Annotated in this window: 12 protein-coding genes and 1 pseudogene; 6 read left to right on the plus strand and 7 right to left on the minus strand. The window is 59.0% G+C overall.

The features are described 5' to 3' along the window. A pseudogene (locus CJF39_RS19395) lies at nucleotides 1-230 on the minus strand (ribonucleotide-diphosphate reductase subunit beta); the annotation flags it as partial. 325 nt (nucleotides 231-555) lie between these two features. Between CJF39_RS19395 and CJF39_RS19400 the strand changes: the two are divergent. Further along, complete coding sequence (locus tag CJF39_RS19400) at nucleotides 556-1,470, plus strand: LysR family transcriptional regulator (protein ID WP_094994896.1); 915 nt, start codon at nucleotides 556-558, stop codon at nucleotides 1,468-1,470. Nucleotides 1,471-1,473: 3 nt separating this feature from the next. On the opposite strand, the gene CJF39_RS19405 is transcribed toward CJF39_RS19400, so the two are convergent. Next, nucleotides 1,474-2,415: a cupin gene (locus CJF39_RS19405; RefSeq protein WP_094994897.1), complete on the minus strand. Its 942-nt coding sequence runs from the start codon at nucleotides 2,413-2,415 to the stop codon at nucleotides 1,474-1,476. Nucleotides 2,416-2,806: 391 nt separating this feature from the next. Between CJF39_RS19405 and CJF39_RS19410 the strand changes: the two genes are divergently transcribed. Beyond that, on the plus strand, nucleotides 2,807-3,607 hold the full coding sequence (locus CJF39_RS19410; protein ID WP_094994898.1) for a glucose 1-dehydrogenase: 801 nt from the start codon (nucleotides 2,807-2,809) through the stop codon (nucleotides 3,605-3,607). Next, a complete protein-coding gene (locus CJF39_RS19415) occupies nucleotides 3,600-5,426 on the plus strand; it encodes a glycoside hydrolase family 15 protein (protein WP_094994899.1) in 1,827 nt (608 codons plus the stop codon). The genes CJF39_RS19410 and CJF39_RS19415 overlap by 8 nt, the downstream gene beginning before the upstream one ends. Nucleotides 5,427-5,481: 55 nt before the next feature. On the opposite strand, the gene CJF39_RS19420 is transcribed toward CJF39_RS19415, so the two are convergent. The 4 genes from CJF39_RS19420 to pvdM all read right to left on the minus strand — a co-directional run bounded on the left by CJF39_RS19420 (nucleotide 5,482) and on the right by pvdM (nucleotide 12,173). Continuing rightward, on the minus strand, nucleotides 5,482-7,959 hold the full coding sequence (locus CJF39_RS19420; RefSeq protein ID WP_094994900.1) for a TonB-dependent siderophore receptor: 2,478 nt from the start codon (nucleotides 7,957-7,959) through the stop codon (nucleotides 5,482-5,484). 170 nt (nucleotides 7,960-8,129) lie between these two features. Beyond that, complete coding sequence (locus CJF39_RS19425; RefSeq protein WP_094994901.1) at nucleotides 8,130-9,794, minus strand: cyclic peptide export ABC transporter; 1,665 nt, start codon at nucleotides 9,792-9,794, stop codon at nucleotides 8,130-8,132. 138 nt (nucleotides 9,795-9,932) lie between these two features. Next, the gene (locus CJF39_RS19430) at nucleotides 9,933-10,808 is read right to left on the minus strand and encodes a formylglycine-generating enzyme family protein (RefSeq protein ID WP_094994902.1); all 876 of its coding nucleotides are present in this window, start codon (nucleotides 10,806-10,808) and stop codon (nucleotides 9,933-9,935) included. A gap of 15 nt (nucleotides 10,809-10,823) precedes the next feature. Continuing rightward, nucleotides 10,824-12,173, minus strand: coding sequence for a pyoverdine-tailoring dipeptidase-like protein PvdM (gene pvdM, locus CJF39_RS19435; protein WP_094994903.1), 1,350 nt, complete (start codon nucleotides 12,171-12,173; stop codon nucleotides 10,824-10,826). Nucleotides 12,174-12,463: 290 nt separating this feature from the next. Here pvdM and CJF39_RS19440 point away from each other — a divergent pair, with 290 nt between their 5' ends. Together CJF39_RS19440 and ycaC are read left to right on the plus strand one after the other, a co-directional pair. Further along, nucleotides 12,464-13,330 (plus strand): pirin family protein, encoded by an 867-nt coding sequence (locus tag CJF39_RS19440; protein ID WP_094994904.1) that lies wholly within the window; start codon nucleotides 12,464-12,466, stop codon nucleotides 13,328-13,330. 88 nt (nucleotides 13,331-13,418) lie between these two features. Further along, nucleotides 13,419-14,045: an isochorismate family cysteine hydrolase YcaC gene (ycaC, locus tag CJF39_RS19445; RefSeq protein ID WP_094994905.1), complete on the plus strand. Its 627-nt coding sequence runs from the start codon at nucleotides 13,419-13,421 to the stop codon at nucleotides 14,043-14,045. Nucleotides 14,046-14,092: 47 nt separating this feature from the next. Here ycaC and CJF39_RS19450 read toward each other — a convergent pair whose 3' ends face one another. Further along, nucleotides 14,093-15,274 carry an acetyl-CoA C-acyltransferase family protein gene (locus CJF39_RS19450; protein WP_094994906.1) on the minus strand — a complete coding sequence of 394 codons (1,182 nt, stop codon included), beginning with the start codon at nucleotides 15,272-15,274 and terminating at the stop codon, nucleotides 14,093-14,095. Between the two features lie 205 nt (nucleotides 15,275-15,479). Here CJF39_RS19450 and CJF39_RS19455 point away from each other — a divergent pair, with 205 nt between their 5' ends. Then, nucleotides 15,480-15,938, plus strand: coding sequence for a lipocalin-like domain-containing protein (locus CJF39_RS19455; protein WP_169964711.1), 459 nt, complete (start codon nucleotides 15,480-15,482; stop codon nucleotides 15,936-15,938). The last annotated feature ends 20 nt before the right edge of the window (nucleotides 15,939-15,958 follow it).

Consider the following 15,958-nt stretch of genomic DNA (forward strand, 5'->3'; position numbering starts at 1 on the left):
CAGTGGTTTGCGCAGCCGTCGAGGTACTTCTGCCAGGCCCAGTCGTACTTGAACGGCACGAGCTGGTTAAGGTCGGCACGGCAGTTGATCATCATCTTTTCATCAACGGCGACACGGGCGCTGGCGCCTTCGAGTTCGGCCAGACCTTCAGCCACATCCAGCGTGTTCAGGGCCGACTTGGCGCGGATGATGGCGGGCGTATCGTCGGCTGTGACCTGACGTGCCTTCATAGCCTCCTGATCGCCAACGCTATTGAGTGCATCCAGCGCGGTGGAAACGGGTTGCACCGCAGGTGTGCCAAGGTCTTCGGTATCAGAACTGTCCCAATTCAACATAGGGGTTTCCTTTTGGGGAGGCGGATTTCGGCCACGAGCTGTGGTTGTCAAATAGTGTGGGTTAAATGAAAAAAACACATCATGTAGTGTTTCTGTTTGTTTGTTGGCACACCATATAGTCGAAGGCATGAAGGGTCAACCTGAAATCTCCTGGCGGCCTACACGCTGGAATAGGTGAATCTGATAGCCTTTGGCGACTTTCCCCTCGCGCAGGCCCGTCATGGACTATTTCGCAGCGCTGAGTGCTTTTGTCGAAGCAGCTCAGGCCAATAATTTTTCCCGGGCAGCCGAAAAACTGTCGATCAAAGCCTCGACGGTTTCGCGGTATATCAAGGACCTTGAGCAGGATCTGGGCATTGCCTTGTTCAATCGTTCCACCCGCACCTTGCGCCTGACCGAAGGCGGAGAGACATTCCTGCAACATGCAGTGTGCGTACTCGACGCGCTGGATCACGCCAAACAGGCAACGTCTTCGCTTAACCAGCACCCGCGCGGCCTGTTGAAACTGAATGTTCCCCCCGCATTCGCCCGTCAGCACATTCTGCCGTTACTTGGCGAATTCATGTCGCGACACCCCGAGGTCCGGCTGGAACTGACACTGGACGATCACCACGTAAGCCTGATCAATGCCGGTGTCGATCTGGCCGTGCGTATTGGCGTCTTGCCCGACTCAAGCCTAAAGGCGCGCAAACTGGCCAGCGAGCGGACATTGGTGTGTGTCAGTGCGGCCTATGCACAGCAACACCCGGCCCCGGCAGTGCCCCAGGAAGTGAGCGCGGTGTTGATCAATGGCAACCTGCCGGAGGAGGTTTTTTTTGTGCCGGCTTTCGGGCATAACCACGCGGTCGAACGCGTGCCCGTGGCGGGGCCTTTGCGGATCAATGACCTGGACGCGCAATTGCTCGCGGTGGAGCAAGGGCTCGGCGTGGCGTGTTTGCCGGACTGGCTGGTGGCCCGGAAACTGGCGTCCGGGGCCTTGGTGCAATGGCTACCGCAGTGGCAAGTGCAAGCCACACACGTGCCTGCATCGCTGTGGCTGGTGTACCCACCCAAGCGCACCGTGTCTTCCAAGGTGCGCTGTTTCATCGACTTTATGGTCGAGCGGGTGGGCAGTCCGGCGTATTGGCAGCCGTGAGGTTCAACTGAAGCGGATATCCAGTGCCCGCAGGTAGGTTTGCAAACCTGCGTCCTGGATCGGAATCAGAAACGCCTCACTGTCCGACTCATTGAAATGCGCATGCCAGTAGCCTGGCGGCGTGACAAACGCCAGCCCCGGTGCCCAGTCGACCCGGGTCGGATTGCGGATCTGACCGGTCTCGTCAATGTCCGTGCCTACCAAGGTGTAACACCCTGACGGGCAGTCAATGATGAAGTCCAGAGCAATGGATTGGTGGCGGTGGGGTTTCTGTACAGAACCAGCAGGCAAAATCCCGTACATCGCCCACAACACGTGGGTCACTGTGCGTGTTTGGGGGAAATGCCGGTTGCCCAGCAGGATACTGATACGGCTGCGGTCCTGAGCCCTCGGGTCATCGGCAGCTTCGCGCAGTTTGGCGTTGGCTTTATGGGCCGGGTACAGCGTGGCGCTGAATTGCTGTTGGGTGGGGGTAACACCCAGATAGCGCAACAGCGGCTCATCGTGGACGTAGTAAAAACGTGCGTCCTCGCTGGCATCCAGCTCGACAGCCTCCATTCCCGGGACAGCGATAAAACACCCTTTCTCCCATTCAAACGCCACATCGCCTTGCGCCAACCCACCGCGTCCGGCGATGACATACAACACCTGCGACGTCGCAGTCGGGGACAAGGTCAGACGTTCACCGGCATTGAGCCGGATGAAACTCGCCAGCAGCCCCGGCCCGGTTGCGGGCCCTTCACAGCCCAGTGCATCACTCAGGTCTAAAGGGATAAGACGGCTAGGGCCAGCGTCGTACAGCGATGATGGAAAGTTCTGATAAGGAATACGCGAAATCAACCCGGCGCTAATCGGATTCGCCGCCTTGCTGTACTCGAAATATTCAGCGTCATGCTCGGCATCCAGCAGATCAACGTGGTGCAGTGAAGCGTTCAGGCTATTCATGCAAACCCCTTCTTCTTGTAAGTGGCCTAACGGGTACAGGTGCAAGCCACTATACGAAGCGACTGCGCCAGCATTAAGGCCTCAAACGGAACAGCTGTTGTGCCGGGAAGGGGCGCAAACGTTGTCTTGCGCGGCGATATACAGATTTCAAATTTCAGAAAATACCTTCCAAACATCCGAGATGCCTCTAATACAGTGCTCATCCCAGCGCTTGGTTATCGTGGCGGATCGATAGCTCCAGGTCGATGTTCAAGCCTGATGCTTTCAGCAATTGTTTGAATTTCAAGGCAGTCACCGGCTATTGAGTGAGGCGATCTGATGTCCCACGGAACTCCTGCCGTCCCGCACCAGTCAGCACTCAAAGCCCACTCACAAACAGGTGCTGACACTCATGCAAATTTCTCTCACGCAACAGGTGGCGCTGGTCACGGGCGGCAGTTCCGGGATTGGCGCGGCCAGTGCCCGGGCGCTGGCGGCAGCCGGTGCCGCGGTGGTGGTGCATTACAACGCGCAGGCGCAACCCGCACAGGCGCTGGCGGCCGAGATCAATGCGGGCGGAGGCAGGGCGATTGCCCTTGGCGGGGATGTGTCGAAAGAGGCGGATGTCGAGCGTTTGTTCGAGCAGACACTGGAGACGTTCGGGTATCTGGACATTCTGTTGGCCAATTCCGGCATTCAGCAGGATGCCCCGGCAGCCGAGATGACTCTGGAGCAATGGAACGCCGTCATCGGTGTCAACCTGACCGGGCAGTTTCTGTGCGCACGGTCAGCGCTGCGCATCTTCAACCGTCAGGGCATTCGTGAAGGGGTGTCGCGGGCGGCGGGCAAGATTATTCACATGAGTTCGGTGCATCAGGTGATTCCGTGGGCCGGGCATGTGAATTACGCGACCTCCAAAGGCGGGCTGGACATGTTGATGCGCAGCCTGGCGCAAGAAGTCAGCCATCAGAAAATCCGTATCAATAGTATTGCGCCGGGTGCGATCCGCACGGCCATCAACAGTGATGTCACCGAAGGTGAAGCGGAACAGGCCCTTCTGACGTTGATCCCGTACGGTCGCGTGGGCGAGGCCGAAGATGTGGCCAACGCCGTGGTATGGCTGGCCAGCGATGTGTCCGACTACGTGGTGGGCAGCACGTTGTTTATTGATGGCGGCATGAGCCTTTATCCGGAGTTCCGCGGCAATGGTTAAACCCGATACCGAAACTCAACGTCACATCGAAGCTCATGGCATCATCGGCGACATGCGCACCGCAGCGTTGGTGAATGACACAGGCAGTGTGGATTTTTTCTGCTGGCCGGAGTTCGACAGTCCTTCAATCTTCTGCGCGTTGCTCGACAGCCCCGAGGCCGGCATCTTTCAGTTGGCACCGCACATGCCGGACGCCCGGCGTGAACAAATCTACCTGCCTGACACCAATGTTCTGCAAACCCGCTGGCTGAGCGCGCAAGCGGTGGTGGAAGTCACGGATCTATTACCCGTCAGTGATTCTGCTGAGGCGTTGCCGGTCCTGATGCGTCGAGTGCGGGTGGTCAGTGGCCGGGCGGCCTTTACCGCGCGCTGCGCGGTGCGTCATGACTACGCCCGGGCCGACACGCAAGCCCGGGCGCAAGGCGCGGATGTGTATTTTGAGGCGTCTGGCCAACCGTCGTTGCGTCTGGTTGCCAGCCAGCCTTTGACCGTTGAGCATCAGGCGGCGTGCAGTACGTTCATGCTGGAGCAGGGGCAGACTGCGGAGTTTATCCTCGGCGCAGCTCAAGACCCGCGCGTCCGTCTGGGCAGCAGCGAGCTGGCGCTGCAGCACACGGTGCAGTTTTGGCGGCAGTGGCTTGCGCAATCGACTTACCGCGGACGTTGGCGCGAAATGATCAATCGCTCGGCATTGGCGCTCAAACTCCTGACCTCGCGCAAAGAGGGGGCAATTATTGCGGCCGCCACCTTTGGCCTGCCCGAAACCCGCGGCGGTGAACGCAATTGGGACTACCGCTACACGTGGATTCGCGACGCTTCCTTCACGGTTTACGCTTTTGTCCGACTCGGTTTTGTCGAAGAGGCCAACAGTTTCATGCGTTGGTTGCGCAGTCGTGTTGGCGATTGCTGCGATCAGCCGCTCAAACTCAACATCATGTATGGCATCGACGGTCGCCGTGAACTGCCGGAACGTGAGCTGGCTCACCTGGCCGGCCACGGCGGCGCCACCCCCGTGCGCGTGGGTAATGGCGCGGTGGATCAAGTGCAGTTGGACATCTATGGCGAGCTGCTGGATGCGGTGTATTTGACCAACAAATACGGCGAGGCCATCAGCCATGAAGGCTGGCAGCACGTGACTCGCCTTGTTGATGAGGTGTGTGAGGTTTGGGATCAAAAAGATGTGGGCATTTGGGAAATGCGCGGCGAGAAGCATCACTTCCTGCATTCGCGGCTGATGTGCTGGGTGGCGCTGGACCGTGCCATCCGCCTGGCGTCAAAGCGTTCGCTGCCTGCCCCCTTTGAGCGTTGGAACGCTGCGCGTCAGGCCATTCACGCGGATATCTGGGACAACTTCTGGAACGCAGAACGCGGGCATTTCGTGCAATACAAAGGCGGCACGGCGCTCGACGGTTCCATGTTGTTGATGCCGCTGGTACGTTTTGTCGGCGCCACAGATCCGCGCTGGTTGGCGACCTTGCAGGCGATTGAACGCACGTTGGTGCGCGATGGCATGGTGTACCGCTACCTGAATGAGGAAGAGGGCATGGACGGCCTTGAAGGCACCGAAGGGGCGTTTGCGGCCTGTTCGTTCTGGTACGTGGAATGTCTGGCGCGAGCCGGACAGGTAGAAAAGGCGCACCTGGAGTTCGAACAGCTGCTGCGTTACGCCAACCCCTTGGGCTTGTATGCCGAAGAGTTCGATTGCCATGCCAGGCATCTGGGCAACACGCCCCAGGCGCTGACCCATCTGGCGTTGATCAGCGCCGCCAGCTTTCTGGACCGCAAACTGGACCATCAGAAAACCCAGTGGCAACCCTGAATGCAAAAGCCCCGACGCAGGTGTGTCGGGGCTTTTTGGGTGCTGCCGGTAACGCTTAGAACGTGTACTTGGTGGTCAGCATCAGGCTGCGCGGCTCACCGTAATAGGTGGTGTTGAAGTTGCCCAGACCGGTGAGGTACTTCTTGTCGAACACGTTGTTGGCGTTGAGGTTGAACGTCAGGTGCTCGTTGTACTCGTAACGGGTCATCAGGTTGACCAGGGCGTAGCTGTGCTGCTCGATGATATCGTAGTCGCCTTTGGCATCGTTATAGATCTTGCCGTAGAACGGGCTTTGCCAGTTCACGCCGCCCCCGACGGTGACTTTGTTCAACAGGCCCGGCAGGCGGTAGGTGGTGAACAGCTTGGCCACGTTTTCGGGTTTGGTGGTTTCCAGCGGATAGCCGTACACACGTTCGCCGTCGTCCGAGCGGGTCTGGGCGTAGGTGTAACCGGCGCTGATGTTCCAGTCCGGCATGATTTCACCGCTCAGTTCGAACTCCACCCCTTTGGTGGTCGCACCGTCGAGCGATTCAAAAATGCCTTCGTTGGTATTAGGGTTGGTGCCAATCTGGATCGGCAGTTTCTTCTGCTCGGTACGGAACGCGGCAATGCTGGCGTTCAGCCGGCCATCGAAATATTCGCTTTTGAGGCCGATTTCGTAGCTGTTGCCCTCAGTCGGCGCCAAGGTGGTGCCCGAAGCGCTTCTATTGGTGACCGGTTTGTAAATCGAGGTGTAGCTGGCGTAGACCGAATAGGTGTCGTTGATGTCATACACGGCACCGGCGTAAGGCGTCACACGGCCATGCTGCTTGGACGTGGTTTTGTTGTCCTCAAAGGTGGGCGGTGCTTGTACGTAATATTTGTAGGTGCTGTTGTACTGGAAATCGCTGACACGGCTGCCAAGGATCAACGACAGGTCGTCAGTCGGTTTAAAACGTGCGGCGATGTAAGCGCTGTTCTGGTTTTGGTTGGTCTCGTACTTGCCGTTTTTCGGGAAGTCCGGCTTCGGGTATTTGCCCTTCCAGTCGAAAATACTGCCCGGGACATTTTCGATCAGGCTGCCGTCAAAGGTCGCGCCGGTTTGGCGTGACTCTTGGGAGGTATAGCCCACGACCAGCTCATGCTCGCGCCCGAACAGGCTGAACGGCCCGGTGGCGTTGAGATCGAAGGTGTTCTGGACGCGATGACCCTCCCACTTGCCCCAATAGAAGAACATGCCTTCGCCCGTGACCGGATTGGGCATGCCGCCACTGGCCGAGCCCAACTGGGTGTCGTGATCGTTAACCTGCTGGTTCAAGGTGCCTTTGATTTTCCAGTCATTGGCGAACCGGTGTTCCAGCGATGCGAACGTGGTGCGCGCCTGCACGTCGCGACGGCTCCAGTCGGTGGCCGGGTTGAACGAGCGGCTGAAATCGGTCTTGGTGTAGTTGGAGAAGTAGTACGGATTACCCGTCCAGGATGAGCCGCGCGGCTTGATGTTCTGGTAGTCCATGCCAAAGGTAAACAGCGTGTCCGGCGTGATATCGGCTTCAAGGATGCCGTAGAACACCTGATTCTTTTTTGAGTAATGGTCAATGTAGGAATCAGCGTCCTGCAACGCGGTGACGAAGCGCCCGCGCACGCTGCCGTCTTCGTTCAACGGTCCGGACACATCGGCTTCAGTGCGGTAGGTGTCCCACGATCCCGCGCTGCCGGTGATCGAAGCCTTAAATTCACGGGTCGGTTTCTTACGGATCAGGTTCACGGTGGCTGAAGGCTCGCCCGAGCCCGACAACAGGCCGGTTGCGCCTTTGACGATGTCGACGCGGTCATACAAGGCCATGTCGACTTTGGTGGCGCCCTCGTCGAAAACGCCGTCGTACATCGAGTTAACACCGTCGTACTGGAAGTTGGTGATGGCGTAACCGCGGGCCGAATACTCCATGCGGTCGCTGTCATACGCCTGGGTCGAAATGCCCGGCGCGTTGCGCAGCACATCGCCAATGCTTTGTGCGCCCTGGTCATCCATGTTCTGGCGGGTGACGACCGTCACGGTCTGTGGCGTTTCCCGAATCGAAAGCGGCAGTTTGGTCGAACTGCTGGTGGCGCCCGTTGTGTAGGAACCTGTGCCTTCGGTGGTCAGGGAATTGCCGATTCCTTGACCGGAGATGGTAGTAGCCCCCAGCTCCAGCCCTTTGCCTTGTGGTGTGCTGAGGATAACGGTATCACCGTTGAGCTGGTAGGACATGCCGCTGCCTTGTAGCAGGGTTTCCAGGGCTTTGACCGGTTCCAGTGAGCCGGACACGGCATGCGATTTGATCCCTTGAACCTGATCGGCGCTGTACAGGATCTGCAGGTTGGCCTGCTTGCCCAGTTCGTTCAGCGCGTTGGCCAGCGATTGTGCCGGGATGTTCAAGGCCACCGGGGCCGCTTGAGCAAGGGATGAACCCAGCAGCACCGAGGCTACCAACGCACTGGACAACAGCGTGCGGCGAACGGTCTGGCGCTGGGTAGCGATCGAAAGCGGGGTCCGTCTCAAGTTTGGTCGTTGCATTACGTGCCGAAGCTCCGAAGGAGGGGGTAATTTTCTGTTAATGGGAATAGTTATTAGACGCAGCTCGATTGATAAACCGGAAAGAAGTGCCTGAAAAAAGGTCGATTAATTTTTGGCAGGCACCAACCCCAGTCGGTAGCGGCACGTAAAGGCTTGTGGGGCAGGGGGCTTCAAGCGGGTTCCAGCGCCGTGCTGACCTTACCGCTGTCCATGCGCACCAGATGGTCAGCGACGTCGAAATAACGGTCGTCGTGGGAAATGACGATGATGGTCTTGCCCAGCCGCTTCAGGTCCGGCAGCAATTCGGTATAGAAAATCCTGCGGAAGGTCGGGTCCTGATCGGCAGCCCATTCATCGAACACCAAGACCGGGCGCTCTTCGAGCCAGGCGTTCACCAGCGCCAGGCGCTTGCGCTGGCCCGTCGACAGGTCGGTGGTGCTGAACTGCCCGCCATTGATGCTGACCTTGTGCGATATTTCGAGGCGCTTGAGGTATTGCTCGGCATCCTGCGGGATGTTCATGTCGCCCTGCACCACGTCGTCGAACAGGTAGTAATCGGCAAAAATCGTCGTAAACAGCTGCCGATAATCGTCGCGGCTGTGTGCCGTCACGGCTTGCCCGTTGAGACGGATTTCGCCCTGTTGGGGGGCATACAGGCCCAGCAACAATTTGATCAGGGTGGTTTTGCCACACCCGTTTTCACCGACGATGAACACAATGTCGCCCGCATTGATCTTTAGGTTGACCGGCCCCAGACGAAACGGCGCGCTGCCGTCTACAGGCGCGAAGCTGTAGCTCACATCCACCAGTTCAAGGCAGTCAACGGTGTTGTCCTGTGCAGCAGGTTCACTGAGCAGCAGGTGCGGTTCGGGGGAATTGAACTGCTCGGAGAGGTCTGCAATGCGGCGCAAGGCAATTTGCGCGCGACTGATGATTGGCAGGGTGCTGATCATGTGCTCCAGCGGGCCTTTCATGTACAGCAGCACCAGTACAAAACCGCTGATTACGCCGGGGTTGGTGCTGGGCCATAACGACTGCATGGCGAGCGCCAGGCCAATGACCACAAAGAACAACATCGAACCCAGGCTCTTGGCGATCACGAAGGTGTTGATCGAACGCACTTGTATGTCACAGATTTTCTGCGCGGTGCGCTGGATGCCCGAGACGAACATGCGTTGGCGGCGCGCACGGTGAATGCGCAGCTCCTTGGCGCCTTCTGCAATGGCGTTGTAGTGCTTTTGCAAATCGTCTTCGGCTTCGCGGGCTTCATTGAAACCGTTCAGGCCGTGGCCGCGCGCGATGTACTGAATCACCGTGCCGATGACGATGGCCACCAGCATCATCAGGAACATCGGCCACGAGAGCATGGCCAGATAGCCCATGCAGCCCAGTGTTACTGTCAGGGAAATCGCCAGTGGCGCGAAGGCAAAAGCGAAGTCGCTGATGGTGTCGACGTCATGGGTCAGGACGGGAATCAGGCGATGGCTGCGATAGCGCTCGATCTGCGAGATGGGCGCTGACAGGACTTTTTCCCCCAGCTCTTTGCGCAGCCGGGCGATGATGTGCTGGCCAACATAGTTGCTGCCGATGTCTGAACAAATGGTGCTGATGAGCGCCAGTAGGCAGAGCCCGGCAAACAGAGCAACCACCTGATGGGTGAGGCCGCCCTCGGCGTGCAAGGCACTGTTGATGGTGGCCAACAACACCGTGACGCTCAGGCCGCCCACCATGCCGAGCAGGACGGACAGGCTGACAATGAGCCGGAACGGCTTGAGCAGGTGGAGCAGTTCTCGAAAAACCCCGGGGGTGGGGCGTGGCGTGGCGGGCTGGCTCATAAACAAAAGTTCCTTGAATCACGGGAAGGACAGTCTTTTGTGAACGAGTGATTAGGCCGGGGATTTAGCAGGCGTCACGCCGGGGTTGTCGCTGTCGAGGGGCGAGGCTGCGAATTCTTGCGCAGCCTCGTGTAGACGCTAAAGCGCGCGCTGTACCCGGAAACCTACCCAGTCCCCCCGCGTCTGCGGGTAGATGTCATTGCGGTTGCCCGAACGGGAGAATACCGGCGCTTCGCCCCAGTCGTTGCCGCGAATCTGGCGCAGTTCGCAGGTGCTGTCCGTCACCCAGGCGCTGCCGTCAGTGGGAGCGCCCACGTAGTCGTTGTGTTTGCAGTCTTCGAGCCACTCGTAAACGTTACCGTGCATGTCATACACGCCGAACGCATTGGCCGGGTAACTGCCAACGGGCGAGGTGTAGCTGTAGCCATCGGTCGGGCCATATGTGTTGGCATGTTTGGCGATGCTGTATTCCTTGCCTTCATCCATGGGGAAGGGGAAGGGGAAGGGGCCGCTCGAACCTGCCCGGGCGGCATATTCGCGGGTGGCTTCGCTGACCATGCGATAGGGTTTGCCTGTCTTTTTCGAGAGCCAGCTGACGTAGTGTTTGACATCGTCAAAGTCCATGCACACCGCCGGTTGGCGCGGACCCTGCGGGTAGCGCGGTTTGCTGGCAATGCACGCGCGTCCCGGCCTGTCGTCGCCGTCGGCTATCGTGACCCCGGTGTCCCCGATGTAGGCGTCAAACTCGGCGGCCGTGATCTGAAAGCGGCTAATGGCCAGAGGCTTGCTGAAGGTCACTTTATGCAGCGGGCCTTCATCCGGCTCGCGGCCGACTTCATCGAGCGGGGTGCCCATCATGAAGCTGCCGGTGGGTAACACCACCATTTCGGGGCAGTCCTTGCAATCTTTGAATACAGTACCCGGTTTGGCGGGTTCGTTTGCGTGGGCGAAAGCGGACAGACTGCACAGCATGGCAGCCAGCGAGAGGCGATACAGCGGGTTCAACGTCAACATGGTCAGCACGTTCACTTATTGAGGAGAAACGGGTTTGGCGGCTTTTTGCACGGTGTCCCACACGCGCAGGAAATTTCCGCCCCACAATTTGGCGATGTCGGCTTCCGAGTAGCCGCGTTGCAACAGCTCGGCCGTGACGTTGCGGGTCTCACTGACATCCTTCCAGCCATCGAGTCCGCCGCCATCATTGAAGTCAGAACTGATGCCCACGTGGTCGATACCGATTTTCTTCACGGCGTAATCAATGGCATCGCCGTAATCCTTGAGCGTGGCTTTCGGTTCCGCCTCGAGGATGTCGTACAGCCCGGCCGCGTACTCACCGAAGCGCTGCTCGGGCCAGACGGTGATAATCGCGTCGCCCGGCATCAGGGCCATTTCCAGGCTGTGCAATGGCGGCAAGTCGAACTGGCCGCGCAGGGTGTTGAGTTTGTCCTGACTGCTCTTGCTCAAGGGGCGCAGGTAGGTGGGGAAGCCGACAATTTGCACCACGCCGCCGCTGTCCTTGATCAGCTGCATTTCTTTGTCGCTGAGGTTGCGCGGGATGTCCACCAGCGCTCGCGGGGCCGAATGCGAGGCCACCATCGGCGTGCGGCTGAGTTGGCTGACTTGCTCCAGCGCCTTGGTCGACATCTGTGACACATCAATAATCACACCCAGATCGTTCAGGCGTCGTACCGCTTGCTTGCCGGTTTCCGACAGGCCGTCGAGGGCATCGGGCGTGTCATTGAAGAAAGGCAGCGGACGCGACGAGTCGGCCCAATCGTTATTGCCCACATAGCTGAAGCCAAACATACGCATGCCGCGTGCGGCCCACATGTCCAGTTGATTGATGTCGTTACCCAACGGGTAGGCGTTGAGCATGCTGATAAAAATTGCGAATTTTCCTTCGCCGTGCAGGCGTCGGAAGTCATCCGGGGTGTAGGCGATGCCGACTTGGTTGGGGAAATCGCGGACCATGCCGGTGATGATCCGGTAGCGCGCTTGTTGCTCATTGCGCGCTGCCTCGACGAAGCCTGCGGTCGGGCGGTGGGGTGCGTTAGGGCCGTTCCAGATTTCCGGCCAGCCGAACACGGTCAGTGCTGCGCCGGATAACCGACCCTTGGCTGCCTTGGCCAGGTCGAATTGACCGGGACCGTCCTGGTCGGTTTCGTTACCCGCTGTGCCGAATTCCAGTGGCACGGTGATGTGGCTGTCAAACGACAACATGCGGTCCTGAAGCGCGTCGGCTTGCTTGATGATTTCCAGCGGGTAACCCGGATTGCCTCTGTAAAACGTGTCCCACACCAGAAAACCGCCACCGATGGCGGCAGCCAAGGCCAGGGGAAGACCGATCAACAGGGCTGTTTTAGAACGTGATTGAGTCATTGCCATCTCAGTAGAAATCCGCCGTCAAGGGGCAGGCGCGCGGCCTTTGCTATCTGGAGAGAACGAGGGGCATGACACGTAATTTAGGCAGGGGTGCAGCGATGACTACTACGCTGTATTAGCCGCCCCGCCAGTCGTTCTTCGAGTTGAACCCTCCGCGTGCTGGGTGTGTGCATGGGCACGCCCGCGCCCCATCGTCCTCCCAATAGAACGCTAAGGCTCAAAAACGCAGTCTATTGAGCAAAACATATCGACTCTAAGCTGTTGCCACGAATCACGGGAGGTACACGATGAAACAGATTCTTGGCCTATACACAGCGCCGCGTCGTCACTGGGTAGGCGACGGTTTTCCGGTCCGCACGATGTTTTCTTACGATCAGATGGGCAAACACATCAGCCCATTCCTGTTGCTGGATTACGCAGGCCCCGCCGAGTTCACGCCGACTACCCAACGGCGTGGCGTAGGGCAACACCCGCATCGCGGGTTTGAAACTGTCACCATCGTTTACAAGGGCGAAGTCGAACACCGCGATTCCACCGGTAACGGCGGTGTGATCGGCCCCGGTGATGTGCAATGGATGACGGCGGCGTCCGGAATCCTGCATGAAGAGTTCCATTCCCAGGCATTCGCCCGCCGTGGCGGCACCCTGGAAATGGTCCAGTTGTGGGTCAACCTGCCCGCCAAAGACAAGATGGCTGCACCGGGTTATCAGGGCATCCTGGACCGGGACATCCCGGATGTGGCCCTCAAGGACAATGCCGGACACCTGCGTCTGATCGCCGGTGAGTTCGGAGGGCACCGCGGCCCGGCGCACACCTTTACCGACATTCAGGTGTGGGATATTCGGTTGCAAGCGGGCAAGTCGGCTACTTTTGATCTGCACGACGGCCACAACACGGCACTGGTGGTGCTGCAAGGTGCGGTGCAGCTCAATGGCCAGGAGGAGGTGCGTGAAGGCCAGTTGGCGTTGTTTGAACGCGACGGCACTCACGTGCATGTCGCTGCCGATCAGGATGCGGTGTTCCTGATCCTGAGCGGCGAACCCATTGATGAGCCGATCGTGGGCCATGGTCCCTTTGTAATGAACAGCGAGGCCGAGATTCAGCAGGCGTTTGTGGATTTTCAATCGGGCCGTTTTGGTCGCATGCCCGCCTGACCTCATTGTCGTAACGCGTGAAGCCGCACGTCCGGGCCATGAAGGGTCATGGTCCCGGTTCTTGATTCACTCATCAGAGGAATACCCTGTGACAACTTCTTACAAGCGTTTGGACAAGGATAATGCCGCCGTTTTGTTGGTGGATCATCAGGCCGGCCTGCTGTCGTTGGTCAGGGACATCGACCCGGACAAGTTCAAGAACAACGTGCTGGCCCTGGCGGATCTGGCCACGTACTTCAAGTTGCCAACCATTCTGACCACCAGTTTTGAAACAGGCCCCAACGGCCCGCTGGTGCCGGAGCTTAAGGCACAGTTCCCCGATGCGCCCTACATTGCCCGCCCGGGGCAGATCAACGCCTGGGACAACGAAGACTTCGTCAAGGCAGTCAAGGCCACGGGCAAAAAACAGCTGATCATTGCTGGCGTTGTGACCGAAGTGTGCGTCGCATTTCCGGCACTGTCAGCCCTGGCTGAAGGTTATGAGGTGTTCGTGGTCACGGACGCGTCCGGTACGTTCAACGAAATCACCCGTCACTCGGCCTGGGATCGCATGTCCGCCTCCGGCGCGCAGTTGATGACCTGGTTTGGCCTGGCCTGTGAGCTGCACCGCGACTGGCGTAACGACGTGGAGGGGTTGGGCGCGCTATTCTCCAATCACATCCCGGACTACCGCAACCTGATCACCAGCTACACCACCTTGACGGCCAGCAAGTAAGCACACTGGACGCTGACGTTCATGCGTCAGCGTCCTTCATGGTGGCGTCAAACCCGTTCAAAGATCACGGCGATCCCCTGACCACCGCCGATGCACATGGTGGCCAATGCATAGCGACCCTGAATGCGGTGCAGCTCATGGATGGCCTTGGTGGCAATGATCGCACCGGTTGCACCCACCGGGTGACCCAGCGCAATGCCCGAACCATTGGGGTTGACCTTGGCCGGGTCCATGTCCAGTTCTTGCATGACGGCACAGGCTTGAGCCGCGAAGGCGATATTGGCCTCGATCACGTCCATGTCGTTGATGGTTAACCCGGCGCGTTTAAGGGCCAGCCGGGTGGCGGGGACAGGCCCGAGCCCCATCAATTCAGGCTCCACCCCGGCGTGGGCATACGCCACCAGTCGCGCCATGGGCGTGAGATTGCCCGAAGTCACGGCGCCAGCGCTGGCCAACACCAGCGCGGCGGCGCCATCGTTGAGGCCCGAGGCGTTACCGGCGGTGACGGTGCCATCTTTTTTGAACGCAGGGCGCATGCTGGCCAATTGTTCCAGCGAAGTGGCGCGCGGATGCTCATCGACACTGAACTGCGTGCTGCCTGTGCGGGCATGAATGTCGACCGGGGCTATCTGCCCCTTGAAGTAGCCCTGCGCGATGGCGTGGGCCGCCCGCAGTTGGTCTGCAAGCGCCAATTCATCTTGTAATTGGCGGCTGATGCCATTGCGTTCAGCGACGTTTTCAGCAGTGACGCCTATGTGCATGCCCTGAAACGGGTCGTGCAGCACCCCCAGCATGTAGTCTTGCAACATGCCATTGCCCATGCGTGCCCCCCAGCGTGCAGCGGGCAGCAAATACGGGCCGCGGCTCATGGACTCGACCCCGGCGCCGATGGCAAATTCGGCATCACCGAGCATCAGCGTATGGGCTGCACCAATGACGGCTTGCAAGCCCGACCCGCACAAGCGGTTAACGTTGTAGGCGGGCGTCTCTTTCGGGATACCTGCGCGCATCGCCGCAACCCGCGCGACGTAGGCGTCATGGGGTTCGGTAGGGATCACATTACCCATCACCACATGACCCATGCGCTCGGGATCGACCTGACTGCTGCACAGCGCAGCCGTCACGGCAACGGTGGCGAGGTCGCACAGGGGCACGTCTTTCAGCGCGCCACCGAAGGTGCCAATAGCGGTGCGTCGGGCACTGAGAATAAAGATGTCAGAGGTGTGCATGAAGCGTCCTTATTGTTCTTGTTGATCGATGGGCCCGGATTATTTCACAGCGCCACTGGCTGCGGGCTAGTCCGTTTGAGGGGGAATTCGATAAGTGGCATTGCATATAGATGGACGTTGCGGCATCGCCGTCTACGCTGTCGGTTTCGTGAAGCCTGACCTGCAGGCTTTGCTCTCCCATCCCTATGCAAAGGAAATGCATGCCATGTCTACCGTAGACCGAAATGCGCTGATTGGCGCCTGGAAACTGGTGAGTTTTGTGGAGCGCGATACCGACACCGGCATTGAATCCCACCCGATGGGCACGACCCCGGAAGGCATCATCATGTATACGCCTGACGGGTATATGTCAGCCCAGTTCTGTCCGCCCGGACGCACTAACCTGGCCAGCAATGATCCGTTTGAGGCCAGTGAGCATGAGTACAAGGAGGCGGGTAAAACCTACTTTGCCTACAGCGGCCCCTTCTACGTGGATGAAGCGCGCGGATTGCTGGAGCACGAGATGTTTGTCAGTTTCTTTCCTAACTGGCGAGGGCAACGTCAAGTCCGTACGTGTCGTATTGAAGGTGACATGCTGTACCTGGCGCCTGACGTGCCGGTTAATTTCAACGGCTCGATGAAAATCGCCAACCTGGCCTGGCAACGGGTCAGTCCCAACCTGTAGTGGTTACACCTGCCGCCGCA

It is taken from the genome of Pseudomonas lundensis, from assembly GCF_002269125.1.
Lineage (GTDB): Bacteria > Pseudomonadota > Gammaproteobacteria > Pseudomonadales > Pseudomonadaceae > Aquipseudomonas > Aquipseudomonas lundensis_A.

Bases quoted from the DNA above. Each gene is read 5' to 3' on its own strand.
- CJF39_RS19400 (WP_094994896.1), top strand. From the start codon at position 556: ATGGACTATTTCGCAGCGCTGAGTGCTTTTGTCGAAGCAGCTCAGGCC.
- CJF39_RS19405 (WP_094994897.1), bottom strand. From the start codon at position 2,415: ATGAATAGCCTGAACGCTTCACTGCACCACGTTGATCTGCTGGATGCC.
- CJF39_RS19410 (WP_094994898.1), top strand. From the start codon at position 2,807: ATGCAAATTTCTCTCACGCAACAGGTGGCGCTGGTCACGGGCGGCAGT.
- CJF39_RS19415 (WP_094994899.1), top strand. From the start codon at position 3,600: ATGGTTAAACCCGATACCGAAACTCAACGTCACATCGAAGCTCATGGC.
- CJF39_RS19420 (WP_094994900.1), bottom strand. From the start codon at position 7,959: ATGCAACGACCAAACTTGAGACGGACCCCGCTTTCGATCGCTACCCAG.
- CJF39_RS19425 (WP_094994901.1), bottom strand. From the start codon at position 9,794: ATGAGCCAGCCCGCCACGCCACGCCCCACCCCCGGGGTTTTTCGAGAA.
- CJF39_RS19430 (WP_094994902.1), bottom strand. From the start codon at position 10,808: ATGTTGACGTTGAACCCGCTGTATCGCCTCTCGCTGGCTGCCATGCTG.
- pvdM (WP_094994903.1), bottom strand. From the start codon at position 12,173: ATGACTCAATCACGTTCTAAAACAGCCCTGTTGATCGGTCTTCCCCTG.
- CJF39_RS19440 (WP_094994904.1), top strand. From the start codon at position 12,464: ATGAAACAGATTCTTGGCCTATACACAGCGCCGCGTCGTCACTGGGTA.
- CJF39_RS19450 (WP_094994906.1), bottom strand. From the start codon at position 15,274: ATGCACACCTCTGACATCTTTATTCTCAGTGCCCGACGCACCGCTATT.
- CJF39_RS19455 (WP_169964711.1), top strand. From the start codon at position 15,480: ATGTCTACCGTAGACCGAAATGCGCTGATTGGCGCCTGGAAACTGGTG.